The organism is Streptomyces sp. NPDC001700 (assembly GCF_053596435.1).
The window spans coordinates 162,228-177,515 of the sequence record NZ_JBSFGE010000012.1 but is presented as its reverse complement, the minus strand read 5'-3'; the positions used below and the strand labels follow the sequence as shown (position 1 = coordinate 177,515).

The 15,288-nt window shown below is 73.6% G+C and carries 15 protein-coding genes; 9 read left to right on the top strand and 6 right to left on the bottom strand.

What is annotated here, in order from left to right; genetic code table 11:
• Positions 1-33 precede the first annotated feature (33 nt).
• Positions 34-201 carry a hypothetical protein gene (locus ACWC5C_RS23345; protein ID WP_450878125.1) on the top strand — a complete coding sequence of 56 codons (168 nt, stop codon included), beginning with the start codon at positions 34-36 and terminating at the stop codon, positions 199-201.
• Between the two features lie 102 nt (positions 202-303).
• Here ACWC5C_RS23345 and ACWC5C_RS23340 read toward each other — a convergent pair whose 3' ends face one another.
• From ACWC5C_RS23340 to ACWC5C_RS23330, 3 genes are all read right to left on the bottom strand, one after another.
• Positions 304-993 carry a gamma-glutamyl-gamma-aminobutyrate hydrolase family protein gene (locus tag ACWC5C_RS23340; RefSeq protein ID WP_450878123.1) on the bottom strand — a complete coding sequence of 230 codons (690 nt, stop codon included), beginning with the start codon at positions 991-993 and terminating at the stop codon, positions 304-306.
• A 16-nt stretch (positions 994-1,009) separates the two neighbouring features.
• Positions 1,010-2,479, bottom strand: coding sequence for an ethanolamine permease (gene eat, locus ACWC5C_RS23335; RefSeq protein WP_450878289.1), 1,470 nt, complete (start codon positions 2,477-2,479; stop codon positions 1,010-1,012).
• A 128-nt stretch (positions 2,480-2,607) separates the two neighbouring features.
• Entirely contained in the window at positions 2,608-3,363 is a 756-nt protein-coding gene (locus ACWC5C_RS23330) for a FadR/GntR family transcriptional regulator (protein WP_450878121.1), read from the bottom strand.
• Positions 3,364-3,493: 130 nt separating this feature from the next.
• Between ACWC5C_RS23330 and ACWC5C_RS23325 the strand changes: the two genes are divergently transcribed.
• The 4 genes from ACWC5C_RS23325 (at position 3,494) to ACWC5C_RS23310 (ending at position 8,140) form a co-directional block, all read left to right on the top strand.
• Positions 3,494-4,861, top strand: a complete 1,368-nt coding sequence (locus tag ACWC5C_RS23325) for a glutamine synthetase family protein (RefSeq protein WP_450878119.1) — start codon at positions 3,494-3,496, stop codon at positions 4,859-4,861.
• Between the two features lie 14 nt (positions 4,862-4,875).
• On the top strand, positions 4,876-6,282 hold the full coding sequence (locus ACWC5C_RS23320; RefSeq protein WP_450878117.1) for an aldehyde dehydrogenase family protein: 1,407 nt from the start codon (positions 4,876-4,878) through the stop codon (positions 6,280-6,282).
• Position 6,283: 1 nt separating this feature from the next.
• Complete coding sequence (locus tag ACWC5C_RS23315) at positions 6,284-7,078, top strand: 3-oxoacyl-ACP reductase (protein WP_450878115.1); 795 nt, start codon at positions 6,284-6,286, stop codon at positions 7,076-7,078.
• A 93-nt stretch (positions 7,079-7,171) separates the two neighbouring features.
• A complete protein-coding gene (locus ACWC5C_RS23310) occupies positions 7,172-8,140 on the top strand; it encodes a DUF2510 domain-containing protein (RefSeq protein ID WP_450878287.1) in 969 nt (322 codons plus the stop codon).
• A gap of 22 nt (positions 8,141-8,162) precedes the next feature.
• On the opposite strand, the gene ACWC5C_RS23305 is transcribed toward ACWC5C_RS23310, so the two are convergent.
• Positions 8,163-9,359: an amino acid deaminase/aldolase gene (locus tag ACWC5C_RS23305; RefSeq protein ID WP_450878113.1), complete on the bottom strand. Its 1,197-nt coding sequence runs from the start codon at positions 9,357-9,359 to the stop codon at positions 8,163-8,165.
• 495 nt (positions 9,360-9,854) lie between these two features.
• Here ACWC5C_RS23305 and ACWC5C_RS23300 point away from each other — a divergent pair, with 495 nt between their 5' ends.
• Both ACWC5C_RS23300 and mycP read left to right on the top strand, forming a co-directional pair.
• The gene (locus ACWC5C_RS23300) at positions 9,855-10,811 is read left to right on the top strand and encodes a hypothetical protein (RefSeq protein ID WP_450878111.1); all 957 of its coding nucleotides are present in this window, start codon (positions 9,855-9,857) and stop codon (positions 10,809-10,811) included.
• Positions 10,808-12,010 (top strand): type VII secretion-associated serine protease mycosin, encoded by a 1,203-nt coding sequence (gene mycP / locus ACWC5C_RS23295; RefSeq protein ID WP_450878109.1) that lies wholly within the window; start codon positions 10,808-10,810, stop codon positions 12,008-12,010. Before ACWC5C_RS23300 ends, mycP begins: the two co-directional genes overlap by 4 nt.
• 26 nt (positions 12,011-12,036) lie before the next feature.
• Here mycP and ACWC5C_RS23290 read toward each other — a convergent pair whose 3' ends face one another.
• Complete coding sequence (locus ACWC5C_RS23290) at positions 12,037-13,014, bottom strand: serine hydrolase (RefSeq protein ID WP_450878107.1); 978 nt, start codon at positions 13,012-13,014, stop codon at positions 12,037-12,039.
• A 132-nt stretch (positions 13,015-13,146) separates the two neighbouring features.
• Here ACWC5C_RS23290 and ACWC5C_RS23285 point away from each other — a divergent pair, with 132 nt between their 5' ends.
• Together ACWC5C_RS23285 and ACWC5C_RS23280 are read left to right on the top strand one after the other, a co-directional pair.
• Positions 13,147-13,881: an SseB family protein gene (locus ACWC5C_RS23285; RefSeq protein ID WP_450878105.1), complete on the top strand. Its 735-nt coding sequence runs from the start codon at positions 13,147-13,149 to the stop codon at positions 13,879-13,881.
• A 130-nt stretch (positions 13,882-14,011) separates the two neighbouring features.
• The gene (locus tag ACWC5C_RS23280; RefSeq protein ID WP_450878103.1) at positions 14,012-14,806 is read left to right on the top strand and encodes an MIP/aquaporin family protein; all 795 of its coding nucleotides are present in this window, start codon (positions 14,012-14,014) and stop codon (positions 14,804-14,806) included.
• Between the two features lie 29 nt (positions 14,807-14,835).
• Here the strand turns inward: ACWC5C_RS23280 and ACWC5C_RS23275 are convergent, their stop codons facing one another.
• Positions 14,836-15,198 carry a DUF1844 domain-containing protein gene (locus ACWC5C_RS23275; protein ID WP_385442679.1) on the bottom strand — a complete coding sequence of 121 codons (363 nt, stop codon included), beginning with the start codon at positions 15,196-15,198 and terminating at the stop codon, positions 14,836-14,838.
• Positions 15,199-15,288: the final 90 nt, after the last annotated feature.

Here is a 15,288-nt window from a genome sequence, read left to right as displayed (position 1 = left end):
CGGTGATGGGCCTGAGGGGCGAAGGCTGTACGGGTGCGGTTCCCCCGCGTAGCCCGGGGCACCCTGCGCCCGGAGGGCCTGCGCGACCTGACGGGGCAGCGGTTGTACGAGCTGCAGCACCGGGCGGACGGGGTGTGCCGCGCCCCGTCCCGGACGCTGCACGGCTCGCGGAGGCCCGGCGTCATCTGCGGCAACTGCTGACCGGACCGGGCTGGTACCTGGCCCTTCCCATCCTCGCCCACCTCGACCCGGACGCCGTGCGCGGCGTCCGGGATGTGGTGTTCGCGCACCTCGGGCTGGACGTCAGCGGCTTGCCGCTGCCACCAGCGCCTGCATGACGCGTAGGTCGTCGCCCGCCTCCGGGTGCCACTGCACGCCCAGGACGAAGCCCTCCGCGTCAGGCAGCTCCACCGCCTCCACCGTCCCGTCATCCGACGTGTACGCGCTGGCGATCAGGCCCTCGCCGAGGCGGTCCACCGACTGGTGGTGGTAGGTGGGCACGGAGAGGAGTTCCGGCAGGGTCTTGGCCAGCAGGGTGCCGGGGACCGGCTTCACCTCGTGTTGGTCGAAGACCCCCGGTGGGCCCGCGTGGGCGTCCAGGTGCTGGTGGAGGGTGCCGCCCAGCGCCACGTTGAGGAGTTGGTGGCCCCGGCAGATGCCCAGTAGGGGGACGCCTGCGGACAGCGCCGCCTCGATCAGGGCGAGTTCCCACGCGTCGCGCTCCCGCGCGGGTGGGCCTGTCCGGGGGTCGGGGGCGGCGCCGTACCGTACGGGCTCCACATCGGGGCCGCCGGAGATCACGACTGCGTCCAGGCGGGAGACCACGGCGGCCGCCGATCCCCCGGCGGCGTCCGGGGGCAGCATGGCGGCCAGGCCCCCGGCGCGCTGGACGAGTTGGTGGTACCCGGCGGGGAGCAGGGCGGCGGGGAGGTTCCAGACGCCCCAACTCGCCGCGGATTCCAGGTAGGTGCTGATACCGATAAGAGGGGGCAACGGTCCGTCCGTTCTCTCAGTCGCGGGACAGTTCGGCCTCGGCCTCCGCCAGCGCGGCGAACTCTTCCTCCGGCGCCGACGCGACCAGCCGGTGGCGGCTGTAGAAGGCGAAGTAGGCGAGCGCCACGGCGTAGACGCCGAGTGCGATGAAGGCCGCGTCCTTGTCCACCAGGAAGGTGGCCAGCAGCGCCAGGCAGGCCAGGACGAAGGCGATGGACGAGGTCACGAGGCCGCCGGGGGTGCGGTACGGGCGTACGAGGCCCGGCTCGCGGCGGCGCAGCACGATGTGGGAGAGCGACATCAGGGCGTACGAGATGGTGGCGCCGAAGACCGCGACGTTCAGCATCCGGGCGCCGTCGCCCGACCAGGCGGCGAGGCCGAAGCCGATGGCGCCGGGGACGAGGAGGCCCAGGTAGGGGGCCTTGCGGCGGCTGGTCAGGGAGAGGAAGCGGGGGAGGTAACCGGCCCGGGAGAGGGCGAACAGCTGCCGCGAACCGGCGAAGATCAGCGAGAAGAAGGAGGCGACCAGACCGGCGAGACCCGCGTAGTTGACGACGCGGGACAGCGTGGTGGGCTCACCGTCCGGCTGCAGCGCCTCGACCAGCGGGTTGCCCGCGTCCTGCACGGCGTCCGGGCCGCGCGCGCCGGTCGCGGCGAGGAAGGTGAGCAGGGCCAGGAGCAGCAGGATGCCCATCGAGCAGGCCATGGCCTTGGGCAGGGTGCGCGCGGGCTCGCGGGTCTCCTCGGCCGCGAGCGGAACGCCCTCCACGCCCAGGAAGAACCACATGCCGAAGGGGAACGCCGCCCAGATGCCGAGCAGCCCGAACGGCAGCCAGGAGTTGGCGCCGAACGCCGAGTGGTCGACCGCGATGTCGTTCAGCGAGCCCGAGTCGAACTCGGTGAAGGCCGCGGCGGCGAAGATCAGCAGCGCGGCGACGGCGATGGCGGTCACGATGAGGCTGAACCGCAGGGCCTCGCCCACGCCCCACAGATGGATCCCGATGAAGATCGCGAAGCAGGCGAGATAGACCGGCCAGCCCGACTCCAGGCCGAAGAGGCCGAGCGATTCGACGTAGTCGCCGATGAAGATGGAGATGGCTGCGGGCGCGAGGACGTATTCGATGAGGATCGCCGTGCCGGTGAGGAACCCGCCCCAGGGGCCGAGGGCGCGCCGCGCGAAGCCGTAGCCGCCGCCCGCGGTGGGGAGGATCGCGGCGAGTTCGGCGAGGGCGAAGACCATGCAGGTGTACATCAGGCCCATGAGCACGGCGGCGATGGCCAGCCCGCCGAAGCCGCCCTCCGCGAGGCCGAAGTTCCAGCCGGAGAAGTCGCCGGAGACCACATAGGCGACGCCGAGACCGGTCAGCAGCAGCGGACCCGCGCTGCCGCGCCGCAGAGTGCGCCGCTCCAGATAGCCGGATTCACCGGGTTCACCAGATGAGCCGGGATCGGGGGCGGTGCGGGAGGTCTCGGTTCCTTCGGCCATGTCAGCCATGGGCACTCCTGGCTTCGCACGAGAGGGGACGGGCGCAATCGGATGAGGCAGATTGGTGTGGGGGCATACCTTTGCCGTAGGGGGAGGGTCCGCGCAAGACCCTCCGCACAAAACAGGGGCTACGGCAGGAACCCGCGCAGCAGCGCCGCCGTGCCCTCGCAGTGCTCCCGCATCACCTCGCGCGCCCCGTCCGCGTCCCCGTCCAGCACCGCTTCCACCAGCGCGCCGTGCTGGGCCTGGGAGTGCTCCAGGTTCCGTACCAGCAGCGGGATGCAGTCCAGCAGATCGTTGACGGTGGCGCGGACGCCCGCGTACTGGGCGGCCAGCGACGGTGAGCCCGCAAGCTCCGCCAGGGTCAGGTGCAGCATCGTGTCCAGCCGCCGGTAGTCGGCCAGTGGGGCGTCGCGCGTCGCGTCGAGGGCGGCGCGCAGCCGCGCGGCCTGGCCGCCGTCCAGGCCGTGGGCTGCGCACAGCCCGGCCGCGCCGACCTCCAGGACCTCCCGGAAACGCAGCGTGTCCTCGACGTCCACCGCCTCGATCCGCCGCCGCAGCTCGTCCTCGCCGCCCGCGGCGGGCTCCGGCCGGGCCCGTACGAAGGTGCCGCCGTACCGGCCGCGGCGGCTCTCCACGACCCCCTGGTCCTGGAGCACCTTCAGCACCTCGCGCAGGGTCACCCGGCTGATCCGCAGCCGCTCCGCCAGCTCGCGCTCGGCCGGGAGGCGGCCGCCGTCGGGGACCAGCCCCAGCCGTACGACCTGGAGTATCTGCTCCAGCGCCTCCTCGAAGCCGTTCCCGGCGCGCACTGGGCGCAGCACCGGCGCCAGCCGGTCGCCGCCCACGCCCCTGCCCGCGCCCCCGCTCTCACTCCCGCTCATGGAACTCCCGCTCATAGAACTCCCGCTCATGAACCGTCCGCACCTCCTTCCCAATCAATGGTCTGCGGTATTACCTTAAGGCCACCCCGAGCCCCCCACCCCCGTCCGTCCGCAGCCAGGAGGCACCACCGTGGCAGACCGCACGCCCCCGCTCTCGGTCGACGAGCTGACCAGGCTCGTCGCCGCCGGGGAGATCGACACCGTCGTCCTGGCCTTCACCGATATGCAGGGCAGACTGGCAGGCAAACGGTTCGCCGCCCGCTTCTTCCTGGACGATGCCCTGGAGCACGGCACCGAGGGCTGCAACTACCTGCTCGCCGTCGACGCCGACATGAACACCGTCGGCGGCTACGCCATGTCCTCCTGGGAGCGCGGCTACGGCGACTTCGCCCTCCACGGCGACACCGCCACCCTGCGCCGCACCCCCTGGAACCCCGGCACCGCGATGCTCACCGCGGACCTCGCCTGGCACGACGGCTCACCGGTCGTCGCCTCCCCGAGGCAGATCCTGCGCCGCCAGCTCGACCGGCTCGCGGAGCGCGGCTGGACCGCGTACGCGGGCACCGAGCTGGAGTTCATGGTCTTCAACAACACCTATGAACAGGCCTGGGACAGCGGCTACCGAGGGCTGACCCCCGCCAACCAGTACAACGTCGACTACTCCATCCTCGGCACCGGCCGCGTCGAGCCCCTGCTGCGCCGCATCCGCAACGAGATGGGCGCCGCCGGGATGACCGTCGAGTCGGCGAAGGGCGAGTGCAACCTCGGTCAGCATGAGATCGCCTTCCGCTACGACGACGCGCTGACCACCTGCGACCAGCACGTCATCTACAAGACCGGCGCCAAGGAGATCGCCGCCCAGGAGGGCACGGCGCTCACCTTCATGGCCAAGTACGACGAGCGCGAGGGCAACTCCTGCCACATACACCTCTCGCTGCGCGACGAGGCCGGGCACCCCGTGTTCGCGGACGACGAGGGCCCGTACGGCATGTCGAAGACCATGCGCCACTTCCTGGCCGGGCAGATCGCCGCGATGCGCGACTTCACCCTCCTCTACGCGCCCAACATCAACTCCTACAAGCGCTTCCGGCCCGGTTCCTTCGCGCCCACCGCCGTCGCCTGGGGTCCGGACAACCGCACCTGCGCGCTGCGCGTCATCGGCCACGGCCAGGCCCACCGGCTGGAGAACCGGCTCCCCGGCGGCGACGTCAACCCGTACCTCGCCGTCGCCGGAATGGTGGCCGCCGGGCTCTACGGGATCGAGCACGAGCTGGAGCTGCCCGAGGTCTGTACCGGCAACGCCTACACCGGCGACGCCGAACACGTGCCGACCTCGCTGCGCGACGCCGCCGACCTGTGGCAGGCCAGCCCCATAGCGCGGGCCGCCTTCGGCGACGAGGTGGTCGAGCACTACCTCAACATGGCCCGCGTCGAGCAGGAGGCGTACGACACCGCCGTCACCGACTGGGAACGCTTCCGGTCCTTCGAGCGCATGTGATGAGGAACGCGACCATGCCCCACGAGAACCCTCACGAGAACCCCCACGAGCACCACATCCTCAACCCGGCCACCGAGGAGGTCATCGCCACCGTCCCGGCCGCCACCCCCGGCGACGTGGACGCCGCCGTCGCCCGCGCCGCCACCGCCCAGCGCGGCTGGGCCGCCCTCGCCCCCGCCGACCGGGCCCGGCTGCTGCGCCGCTTCGCCGCCGCCGTGGACGACCACATCGGGGAACTGGCCGCGCTGGAGGTCCGCGAGGCGGGCCACCCCATCGGCAACGCCCGCTGGGAGGCGGGCAACGTCCGCGATCTGCTGGAGTACGCGGCTGGGGGCGTGGAGCGCCTCAGCGGCGCCCAGATCCCGGTCGCGGGCGGCCTGAACGTCACCTTCCACGAACCGCTCGGCGTGGTCGCCGTCATCGCGCCGTGGAACTTCCCGATGCCGATCGCCGGATGGGGCACCGCGCCCGCCCTCGCCGCGGGCAACGCCGTCCTCCTCAAGCCCGCCGAGACCACCCCGCTGACCGCCCTGCGGCTCGCCGAACTCGCCCTCGCGGCCGGGCTGCCCGAGGGGCTGTTCCAGGTGCTGCCCGGCGCCGGTCCGGTGGCCGGGGCCGCTCTGGTCGAGCACCCGGGCGTGGCCAAGGTCGTCTTCACCGGGTCGACGGCCGTCGGCAAGGAGATCATGGCGAAGTGCGCGGCGGGCGTGAAGCGCGTGACGCTCGAACTCGGCGGCAAGAGCCCCAACATCGTCTTCGCCGACGCCGATATCGAGGCCGCGGCGAGCGCCGCACCCGGCTCGTTCCTGGACAACACCGGCCAGGACTGCTGCGCCCGCAGCCGGATCCTGGTCCAGCGCCGTGTCTACGACCGGTTCATGGAGCTGCTGGAGCCCGCCGTACGGTCCTTCGCGGTCGGCGATCCGGCCGACCCCGCCACCGCCATGGGCCCGCTGATCTCGGCCGCGCAGCGGGAGCGCGTACGGTCCTACGTACCCGAGGACGCGCCCGCCGCGATCCGTGGCGAGGCCCCCGGCGGCAAGGGCTTCTGGTACCCGGCCACCGTCCTGGAGGCCACCGCGCCCGGTGACCGCACCGCCGTGGAGGAGATCTTCGGACCCGTCGCCGTCGTCCTCCCCTTCGAGGACGAGGCCGACGCCGTACGGCTGGCCAACGCGACCGAGTACGGCCTCTCCGGCTCGATCTGGACCCGCGACGTGGGCCGCGCGCTGCGCGTCTCGCGCGCCGTCGCCGCCGGGAACCTGTCCGTCAACTCGCACAGCAGCGTGCGCTACGCGACCCCGTTCGGCGGCTACAAGCAGTCCGGCCTCGGCCGGGAGCTGGGCCCCGACGCGCTGACCGCCTTCACCGAGACCAAGAACGTGTTCATCAGCACCGAGAACAGCACCGAGGAGCAGTGACGTGAGCAAGACCGAAACCGACACCCCCGTGTGCCGCCGCCTGGTGGGCCGTACCGCCGTCATCACCGGAGCGGGCAGCGGCATCGGCCTGGCCACCGCGCGCCGCTTCGCCTCCGAGGGCGCGCACGTCGTCTGCGCCGACATCGACGAGTCCGCGGGCAAGGCGGCGGCCGACGAGGTCGGCGGGCTGTACGTCCCGGTGGACGTGACCGATCAGGAGCAGGTCGAGGCGCTGTTCCAGACCGCGTACGACACCTACGGCTCGGTCGACGTGGCGTTCAACAACGCGGGCATCTCGCCGCCCGACGACGACTCGATCCTCACCACCGGGCTGGACGCCTGGAAGCGGGTCCAGGAGGTCAACCTCACCTCCGTCTATCTGTGCTGCAAGGCCGCGCTGCCGTACATGCGGCGGCAGGGGAGGGGCTCCATCATCAACACGGCGTCCTTCGTGGCCGTGATGGGCGCCGCGACCTCGCAGATCAGCTACACCGCCTCCAAGGGCGGCGTGCTGGCGATGTCGCGCGAGCTGGGCGTGCAGTTCGCGCGCGAGGGCATCCGGGTCAACGCGCTGTGCCCGGGGCCGGTCAACACTCCGCTGCTGAAGGAGCTGTTCGCCAAGGACCCGGAGCGGGCGGCGCGGCGCTTGGTGCACGTACCGGTGGGGCGGTTCGCCGAGCCGGAGGAGATCGCGTCCGCGGTCGCCTTCCTGGCCAGCGACGACTCGTCGTTCATCAACGCGGCCGAGTTCCTGGTGGACGGCGGCATCGCCGGGGCGTACGTCACGCCGCTGTAGACCGCCTCGTGGCACCGCATTGTGGCCGGGCGCGCAGTCCGCGCAACCCCGGTGTACGGAGCCGATCCGTGGCCATAGGGTGACCGCGTGAGCATGAACACGCCCCCGGGCTGGTATCCCGATCCCGGTTACACAGGTAACGGCCCCGCGCTGCATCGGTGGTGGGACGGGTCCACCTGGACCGAGTACACGCGCGGCGCCAACGCCCCGGCGGACTCGCCCTTCGGCCCGGACTCGCCCTTCGGCCCGCCGCCCGTGCCCGGCTATCTGCCGGGCCAGGACGACGGCCGGGGGCTCGGCCGAGGCCCCCGGGTCGCGGTGCTCGCGCTGTCGGTGGGGGCCGTGGTCGCCGCGATCATCGGCGGCATCGTGCTGCTGGGCGACAGCGGGGACAGCGCCGACGGCGACCGCGCGAACCCGCTGCCGACCGCCCCCGCCCCGCCCGGGGGCGGCGGCGACGCTCCCTCGGACGCCCCGTCCGGCCTGCCCACCGACGGTCCCAGCGCGCCGCCCACCGACGATCCGAGCGCCGCCCCGGACGCCGCCAGCGGCATCACCCTGCCCGTGCTGTCGGGCTGGCAGGCGGGCCGCAGCAGCGCGGGCGGCGCGGGCGTGACCACCTCGCGCTACCCGTGCCCGAACGACCCGTCCACCGACTGCGTACGCGGCGGCGCCTTCTCCCGGACCGCCAGCGGCTTCAAGGCGGACACCGCCAAGGGCATCGCCGAGGAGGACATAGCCCAGAACGCCGAGGAGTCCTACGGCACGGACGAGGACACCGACCGCAAGGCGTACGGCGGGATCACCTCGCACAAGCCGCTCAAGGAGGAGGCGGTCGACGTCGCGGGGGAGAAGGGCTATCTGGTGCGGTGGAAGGTGATGACGAAGAAGGGCGACGACGGGTACGTCCAGTCGCTCGCCTTCCCGTCGCCCACCGTCCCCGACACCATGGTCCTGGTGCGCTTCGGCTTCGACGTGAGCGACGAGGCGCCGCCGCTCGGCGACATGGACGAGATCGTCAAGGGCATCGAGGCGCTGGCGGGCGACGGCCGGTCCATCTAGCGCCGTTCTAGAGGAAGGCGTCCTAGAGGAAGGTGTGGCCCTCGCCCCGGTACGTCGGTACGGAGTCCACCACCCGGTCGTCCTCGACGAGGTGCAGCGCCGCGAAACGCTCGCACAGCTCACCGGCCTTGGCGTGCCGGAACCACACCTTGTCGCCGATCAGCAGATCGTCGGCGGGCGTGCCCAGCAGCGGGGTCTGCACCTCGCCCGGGCCCTCCTGCGGGTCGTAAGCCAGCCCCTCCGGCAGATACGGCACCGGCAGCCGGTCCGGGCCCGCCGCCCCGGACGCCGGGTAGCCGCCGCCCAGTACGGTCACCACGCCCACGCCCGGACGGCGCACCACCGGCTGGGCGAAGAGGGCGGCCGGGCGGCCGCGGAAGGACGTGTAGTTGTCGAACAGCCGCGGCTGGTAGAGCCCGGACCCGGCGGCGATCTCCGTCACCGCGTCCTCGGCGGCGGTGTGCTGCACGCTGCCCGTGCCACCGCCATTGACGAACTCCAGGTCCGCCACCGCCCGGACCGCCCGGACCGCCGCCGCCCGGCGGGCCGCCAGCTCCCGGCGCGCCGTGCTCTGCATCAGCCGGATCGCGCGGGAGCGCAGCGGACGGCCGCTCACCGCGTCGCCGACCCCGGCCACATGGCCCTCGTAGCCCATCAGGCCGACCAGCCGGAAGCCGGGGCGGCGCTCGACCGCCCGCGCCAGCGCGGCCAGCTGCTCGGGGGTGCGCAGCGGTGAGCGCAGGGCGCCGACGCGGATCCGGCCGCCCAGCATCCGCAACGAGGTGTCCAACTCCAGGCAGACCCGGACCACTTCGGTCCCGGCGCGCACGCTTTCGATCAGGTCGAGCTGGCTGATGTCGTCCACCATGACGGTCACGGCGGCGGCGAGCTTGGGGTCGCTGGTCAGGGTGGCGTAGCCGTCCCGGTCGGTGGACGGGTACGCGAGCAGGACGTCGTCGAAGCCCTCGCGGGCCAGCCACAGGGACTCCGCGAGCGTGAAGCTCATGATCCCCGCGAAGCCGTCCCGGGCCAGGACCCGTTCCAGCAGCGCCCGGCACCGTACCGACTTGCTGGCGACCCGGATCGGCTTGCCTCCCGCCCGGCGTACCAAGTCGCGTGCGTTGTCGTCGAAGGCCCTCAGGTCGACAATCGCCACAGGCGCTTCGAGATGGGAGGTGGCCCGGTCGTAACGGGCCCGGTCAGCGGCGGAAGCGGACATGCGGTGAAGCTTGCCAGACCGCGATTACCGCTGGGTAGAGGGCAGCCGATGCGGAGGGTGCCCGGTGCCCCGTAGAGTGTCGCGCACGCCACGACCGGCAGGTCAGCGGCGTGATGTCCGTATTCGGGCCCGCCTGCCCGAAAGGCGGTGGGGCGGCGCGAGAACCGGACGGAGCGACGTGGACCAGGTCTCGATGGGCGCATGGGGGTGCCGGTGAGCGCGGACGCGGAACAGGCGCACTCTTCTCGTCGTACGCCCCCACCTCGCCCTGCGCACCCCCCGCGCACCGCGCCCACGCCCCGGTCCGCGCCCCCCTCGCGCACCGCGACCCCGCCGCGCACCGCGCCCTCGCAGCCGCGCAACGCGACCCCGCCCAGCGCCTCGCCCGGCTTCGGGCCACCGCCCCGCGTGGGCCCGCCCGGTTTCGGCCCGCCACCGCGTGTCGGGCCGCCCGGCTTCGGCTCCCCCGATTTCGTACCTGACCCGGACACCCCCGTGTTCGGCGCCCCGGCGAAGGTCCCCTTCCCCCGGGGCGCCACCCGGGGCGGACGCGACACCGGCCCGCACGCAAGGAACACCGGCCGTCCCGGCGGCCGGTACGCCCCCGACGCCGACCCGACCCGCCTGCCGCCGCCGCCCGGCGCCCCGCCGCGCCCCGCCACCGCGCCGAGCGCCGGAACCGGCCACCACCGCCCGCGCAGCCGCACGGTGGCCGCCGCCGTCGCCCTCGTCCTCGGCCTCGGACTGCTCGGCGGCGCCGCCGCGGGCACCTGGCTCGGCGACAGCCCCGATACGGCGCCCTCGACCGCCGACAACTACGCCACCGCGCGCGCCGCCTGGCACAGCGCCCCGGTGGACGACCTCTTCCCCCGCACCCTGCGCGGCAAGGGCGAAGGACCCGGCGGCGCCGACCGCCTCTGGACCCGGATCGCGGTCGCCCCCGACAGCAGCTGCGGCGGCGGCTTCGACCCGCTGCTCACCAAGGCGCTCTCCCCGGTGGGCTGCGAACGCCTGCTGCGCGCCACCTACACCGACGCCACCAGCACCAGCGTCACCACCGTGGGCCTGCTGATCACCTCGGCCGACCCCGCCGGGATGAAGGCCCTGCGGGAGCGCTTCACCGCCGACAAGCTGGCCGAACGCACCGACCTGATGCCCCGTCCGTACGCCGGGAAGGGCACCGCCGCCGCCCGCTTCGGCGACGACCAGCGGGCGAGCTGGCGCATCCGCGTCCTGACCGACGCCCCCGCCGTCATCTTCTCGGTCTCCGGCTTCGCCGACGGCCGTAAGGTCACCGACCCGCAGTCGGCGGACGAGGCGACCCGGCGCGGCGCGACCTCCGCCCCCGCCCAGTCCGGCCTCGGCAACGACGCCCGCGGCATCGCCGACGCGACCGAGGACGCCTTCCGCCGCGCCCTGTCCCGCACCCCCGAGCAGGGGAGCGGCTCATGAGGACCGCGCGGCGCGTCGCCGTGAGCCTCGCCGCCGCCGGGCTGACCCTGATACCCGTCACCCCCGCGCAGGCCGACGGCATCCAGGCCCAGGAGTGGGCGCTCGACGCCCTCCACACCCGCCAGGCGTGGCAGACCACCCAGGGCGCGGGCACGACCGTCGCCGTCCTGGACACCGGAGTCGACGACCAGCACCCCGACCTCAAGGGACAGGTACTGCCCGGCAAGGACCTCATCGGCTTCGGCGCCGAGCGCGGCGACCGCCCCTGGGCCCGCCACGGCACCGCGATGGCGGGCATCGTCGCCGCCAGCGGCCACGGCGCGGGCGACAACGAGGGCGTCATGGGCGTCGCGCCCAAGGCCAAGATCCTGCCGGTGCGGGTGATCCTGGAGGACGGCGACCCGCAGCGCGCCAAGGCCCGCAGCTCCCGGGGCTTCGCGCTCGCGAAGGGCATCCGCTGGGCCGCCGACCACGGCGCCGACGTGATCAACCTGTCCCTCGGCGACGACAGCGCCTCGGCCCACCCCGAGCCCGCCGAGGACGCCGCCGTGCAGTACGCGCTGCGCAAGGGCTCCGTCGTCGTCGCCTCCGCGGGCAACGGCGGCGACAAGGGCGACCGCGTCTCCTACCCGGCCGCCTACCCCGGCGTGATCGCGGTGACCGCCGTCGACCGCTACGGCAACCGCGCCGCCTTCTCCACCCGCCGCTGGTACGCCACCGTCGCCGCGCCCGGCGTCGACGTGGTCATAGCCGACCCCGACAAGCGCTACTACGAGGGCTGGGGCACCAGCGCCGCTGCCGCGTTCGTCTCCGGCGCCGCCGCCCTCATCCGCTCCGCCCACCCCGACCTGAGCCCACGCCAGGTCCGGCAGCTGCTGGAACAGACCGCCCGAAGCCGCCCCTCCGGCGGCCACAGCGAAGAGCTGGGCGCGGGCGTGGTGGACGCGGCGGCCGCCCTCAAGGCGGCGAAGACGATGAAACCCGAACCCCAGCAACCCGCCGCCGCGTCGTCCTCCCGCCGCTTCTTCGGCTCCGGCCCCACCCTGACCGGCACCTCCGACGACAAGTCCGGCCTCAACGAGACGGCCCTGTTCGCGGCCCTCGCCGGTGCGGCCCTGGTGGCAGCCGCGATAACCCTATGGCGAGGCAAGGGCCCCCTCCCCACCCCCCGCACCCTGCGCCGCTTCACGGCCCGCTGAGCACCATCCGAACGCGCTGGCCGCCGCTACGCCCGCAGCTCGGTGGCCGCGCCTACGGCGGCTCGGGCGGCCTGTTCCACCAGGGCCACGCCGGTGTTCATGTTCTTGCTGCCGTCGGAGAGCACCGCCACCAGGTAGGTGTGCCCGCTCGCGGTGACCTGGCCGATGCTGTTGACGTCCCACAGGCCGGTCGTGCTGCGCGGCAGCCAGCCGTTCTTCAGGCGGGTGCCCGCGCCCGCGTCGGCGGCGGCCGAGACGCCCCAGTCCTGGCCGCTGGCTATCCGGCCCATCAGCTTCCGGATGTACGCCTGGGAGTCCGCGTTCAGCGCCGAGCCGTCACCGAACACCGCGCGCAGCAGCTTCAGCTGATCCGCGGCGGTGGTCCGGGTCAGCCCCCACAGGCCCGCCCGGCCGCCGTGGGTGCGGGTGAGACCCAGCCGGTGCTGCGCCGCGTCGAGGCCGTCGGCGCCGCCGATCACGTTCCACAGGGCGGTCGCCGCCTTGTTGTCGCTGTGCTCGATCATCACGGTGGCGGCGTCGCGCTCCTTCGCGGTCAGCCCGCGCCGCTCGTCCTGCGCCTTGAGCAGCAGCGACGCGAGGATGCCGACCTTGACGATGCTCGCCGTGTCGTACGCGCGGTTCCCGTACGACGCGCTCGCGCCCGACCGGGTGTCCAGGAGGGCCACCGCGAACTCCCCGTCGCAGTCGCGCGTCACCGGGGCCAGCGCGTGCGTGAGCGCCGTACGGAGCGTACGGGCCGATGCGGCGGGCGGTGCCGCCGATGCCGCCTCGGGCGTCACGGCCCCGGTCACCCGCTCCACGCCGCCTCCCTGGATGTCGCCCGCCGCACAGCGCGGCCCGGCGCTCGGCCGCAGCTGGGCCTTCGCCGGAGTATCGGTGGCCGCCCCGCACCCCAGCAGGGTCGCCGCGAGCGCCGTCACGGTCGCGATCACGGCCGGGCGGCGCGCTCTTCGACCGGGGCCGCGGCCCCGGTCCGTCCCCATCCCCCCAGACATCCCCCCGGACGTGTCGTTCTCCATGAGGGGCGAGGCTAGACGGCCCACCCGCGCGACGGGGGCCAAGGTGATGAACAACCCATGAGAAAGACCTCACGGCGGCCCCGATACCCTCGTGGAGTGGCGCTCAAGAACATTCCCGACCCCGGCTTCTCCGGCGACGACGGCTCCGCCGACGCCCGCCTGACCGCGGCGCTCGCCGCCTGGGCCGACGACCGCTCCGCCGAACCCGAGGTGCTGGCCGCCCTCACCGAGGCGCGGCTGCTCGTGCCCGTCGTCGCCCTGCTCGGCGAGGTCGAGGAAGGGCCCGACGGGCTGCGCCGCGAGAAGACGAGTGACATGGCCGTGCCCACGCTGGAGGCGCCCGGCGGCCGCCGCGCCCTGCCCGCGTTCACCTCGCTGGAGACCCTGGCGCGCTGGCGCCCGGACGCCCGCCCCGTCGCCGTACCGCTGCGGCAGGCGCTGGAGGCGGCCGCGCACGAGAAGGCGGACACCGTGGTGCTGGACCTCGCGGGACCGGTGCCGTACCAGCTCACCGGGCCCGCCCTGCTCGCCCTCGCCGAGGGCCGGACCAGCGCCGACCCGCTGGCCGACCCCGCGGTCGCCGAGGCGGTACGGACCGTACTGGCCGCCGAACCGGAGGTCGTACGGGCCCATCTGGCCCCGGCCGCCGACGCCGACGGCATGCTGGCGCTCGCCCTGTCCCCGCACGCCCCGGCGCGCGAGACGGCGCAGCGGGTGGCGGGCGCGCTGGCCGCCGATGAGACGCTGCGGGCCCGGCTGGTGCGCGGGCTGAACCTGGCGCTGCTGCCGCCGGACGCGACGGTGCCCGGGGAACCCCTCTTCAGCCGCTGAAGCCGCTGACGCAGGCCCCGCCGAAACCACCGCTGACCTGCGGCGGAGCGGTCACCGGCAGGCGAAATCCCCCGATACGCCCCACAATGCATAGGGCAACTGGCGGTCCGAGCGATGCGAGGAGAACGCCATGGAGACGAGAACGGTCGTATCGGAGTTCACCGGAACCGCGCTGCTGGTCCTCTTCGGGGTCGGCTCCCTGGTTCTGGCGGGCGACTACATCAACGCCGTCGGCATCTCGCTCGCCTTCGGCTTCATCCTCATCGCGATCGCCTACGCGTTCGGCCGCATCTCGGGCTGCCACATCAACCCGGCGGTGACCCTGGGCGTGCTGCTGGCCGGGCGGATCGACATCCGCAAGGCCGCCGAGTACTGGATCGCGCAGCTGGTCGGCGGGATCGTCGGCGCCGCCGTGCTCTATCTGCTCGCCAAGCAGGTGCCGAGGCTGCGCACGGACGACGCGTTCGGCAGCAACGGCTACGGCGGCCGCTCCCCGGTGGGTATCGGCGCGGGCGGGGCGTTCCTGGCCGAGGTGCTGCTGACGTTCCTGCTGGTCTTCGTCTTCCTCACGGTGACCCAGAAGCTGACGATGACCGGGATCGAACCGGTGCCGGTGGGGCTCGCGCTCGCCGCCGTGAACCTGGTCGGCATCCCGCTGACCTGGACGTCCGTCAACCCGGCGCGCAGCCTGGGCCCGGCGCTGTTCGCGGGCGGCGGGGCGCTCTCCCAGCTGTGGGTGTTCCTGATCGCGCCCCTGGTCGGCGGGGTGCTCGCGGCCGTCGTCCACCGGTTCACCCATCTCCGCCCGGCGGCCCAGGCCGAGGAGCAGGCCACCGAGCCACGGCCCGGCCCGTGGGGCCGGATGCGCGGCGGGCACCGCCCGGAGGCGGGCGGCCCCGAGGCGAAGGGCCCGGAGGCGGCGTGACCCGGGGCCTTACGGAGTGACCGGCCCGGTTACGGGTAGACCGGGCCGGTGAACTTCTCGCCCGGCCCCTGCCCCGGCTCGTCCGGGACGGCCGACGCCTCGCGGAAGGCGAGCTGAAGCGACTTGAGGCCGTCCCGCAGCGGGGCCGCGTGGAAGGAGCTGATCTCGGTGGCGCTCGCCGTGATGAGACCGGCGAGCGCGCTGATCAGCTTGCGCGCCTCGTCCAGGTCCTTGTGCTGCGGGCCCTCCTCGGCCAGCCCCAGGTTCACCGCCGCGGCGCTCATCAGGTGCACCGCGACCGTCGTGATCACCTCGACCGCGGGTACGTCCGCGATGTCACGGGTCATACGGTCGAAGTCGGGGGTCGGCTGCCCGCTGTTGGCGTCGCTCATGGTGGTCGAAGGCTCGCTTCCTGGTGGATGATGGGCTCCACCCTAGGACGCCGCTCGAGGACCGCTCGTACCGGTCGGGGGAACCGGGTG

Coding starts and splice junctions, on each gene's coding strand:
- eat (WP_450878289.1), bottom strand. CDS start 2,479: ATGGCCGAAGGAACCGAGACCTCCCGCACCGCCCCCGATCCCGGCTCA.
- ACWC5C_RS23330 (WP_450878121.1), bottom strand. CDS start 3,363: ATGAGCGGGAGTGAGAGCGGGGGCGCGGGCAGGGGCGTGGGCGGCGAC.
- ACWC5C_RS23320 (WP_450878117.1), top strand. CDS start 4,876: ATGCCCCACGAGAACCCTCACGAGAACCCCCACGAGCACCACATCCTC.
- ACWC5C_RS23310 (WP_450878287.1), top strand. CDS start 7,172: ATGAACACGCCCCCGGGCTGGTATCCCGATCCCGGTTACACAGGTAAC.
- ACWC5C_RS23305 (WP_450878113.1), bottom strand. CDS start 9,359: ATGTCCGCTTCCGCCGCTGACCGGGCCCGTTACGACCGGGCCACCTCC.
- mycP (WP_450878109.1), top strand. CDS start 10,808: ATGAGGACCGCGCGGCGCGTCGCCGTGAGCCTCGCCGCCGCCGGGCTG.
- ACWC5C_RS23290 (WP_450878107.1), bottom strand. CDS start 13,014: ATGGGGACGGACCGGGGCCGCGGCCCCGGTCGAAGAGCGCGCCGCCCG.
- ACWC5C_RS23280 (WP_450878103.1), top strand. CDS start 14,012: ATGGAGACGAGAACGGTCGTATCGGAGTTCACCGGAACCGCGCTGCTG.
- ACWC5C_RS23275 (WP_385442679.1), bottom strand. CDS start 15,198: ATGAGCGACGCCAACAGCGGGCAGCCGACCCCCGACTTCGACCGTATG.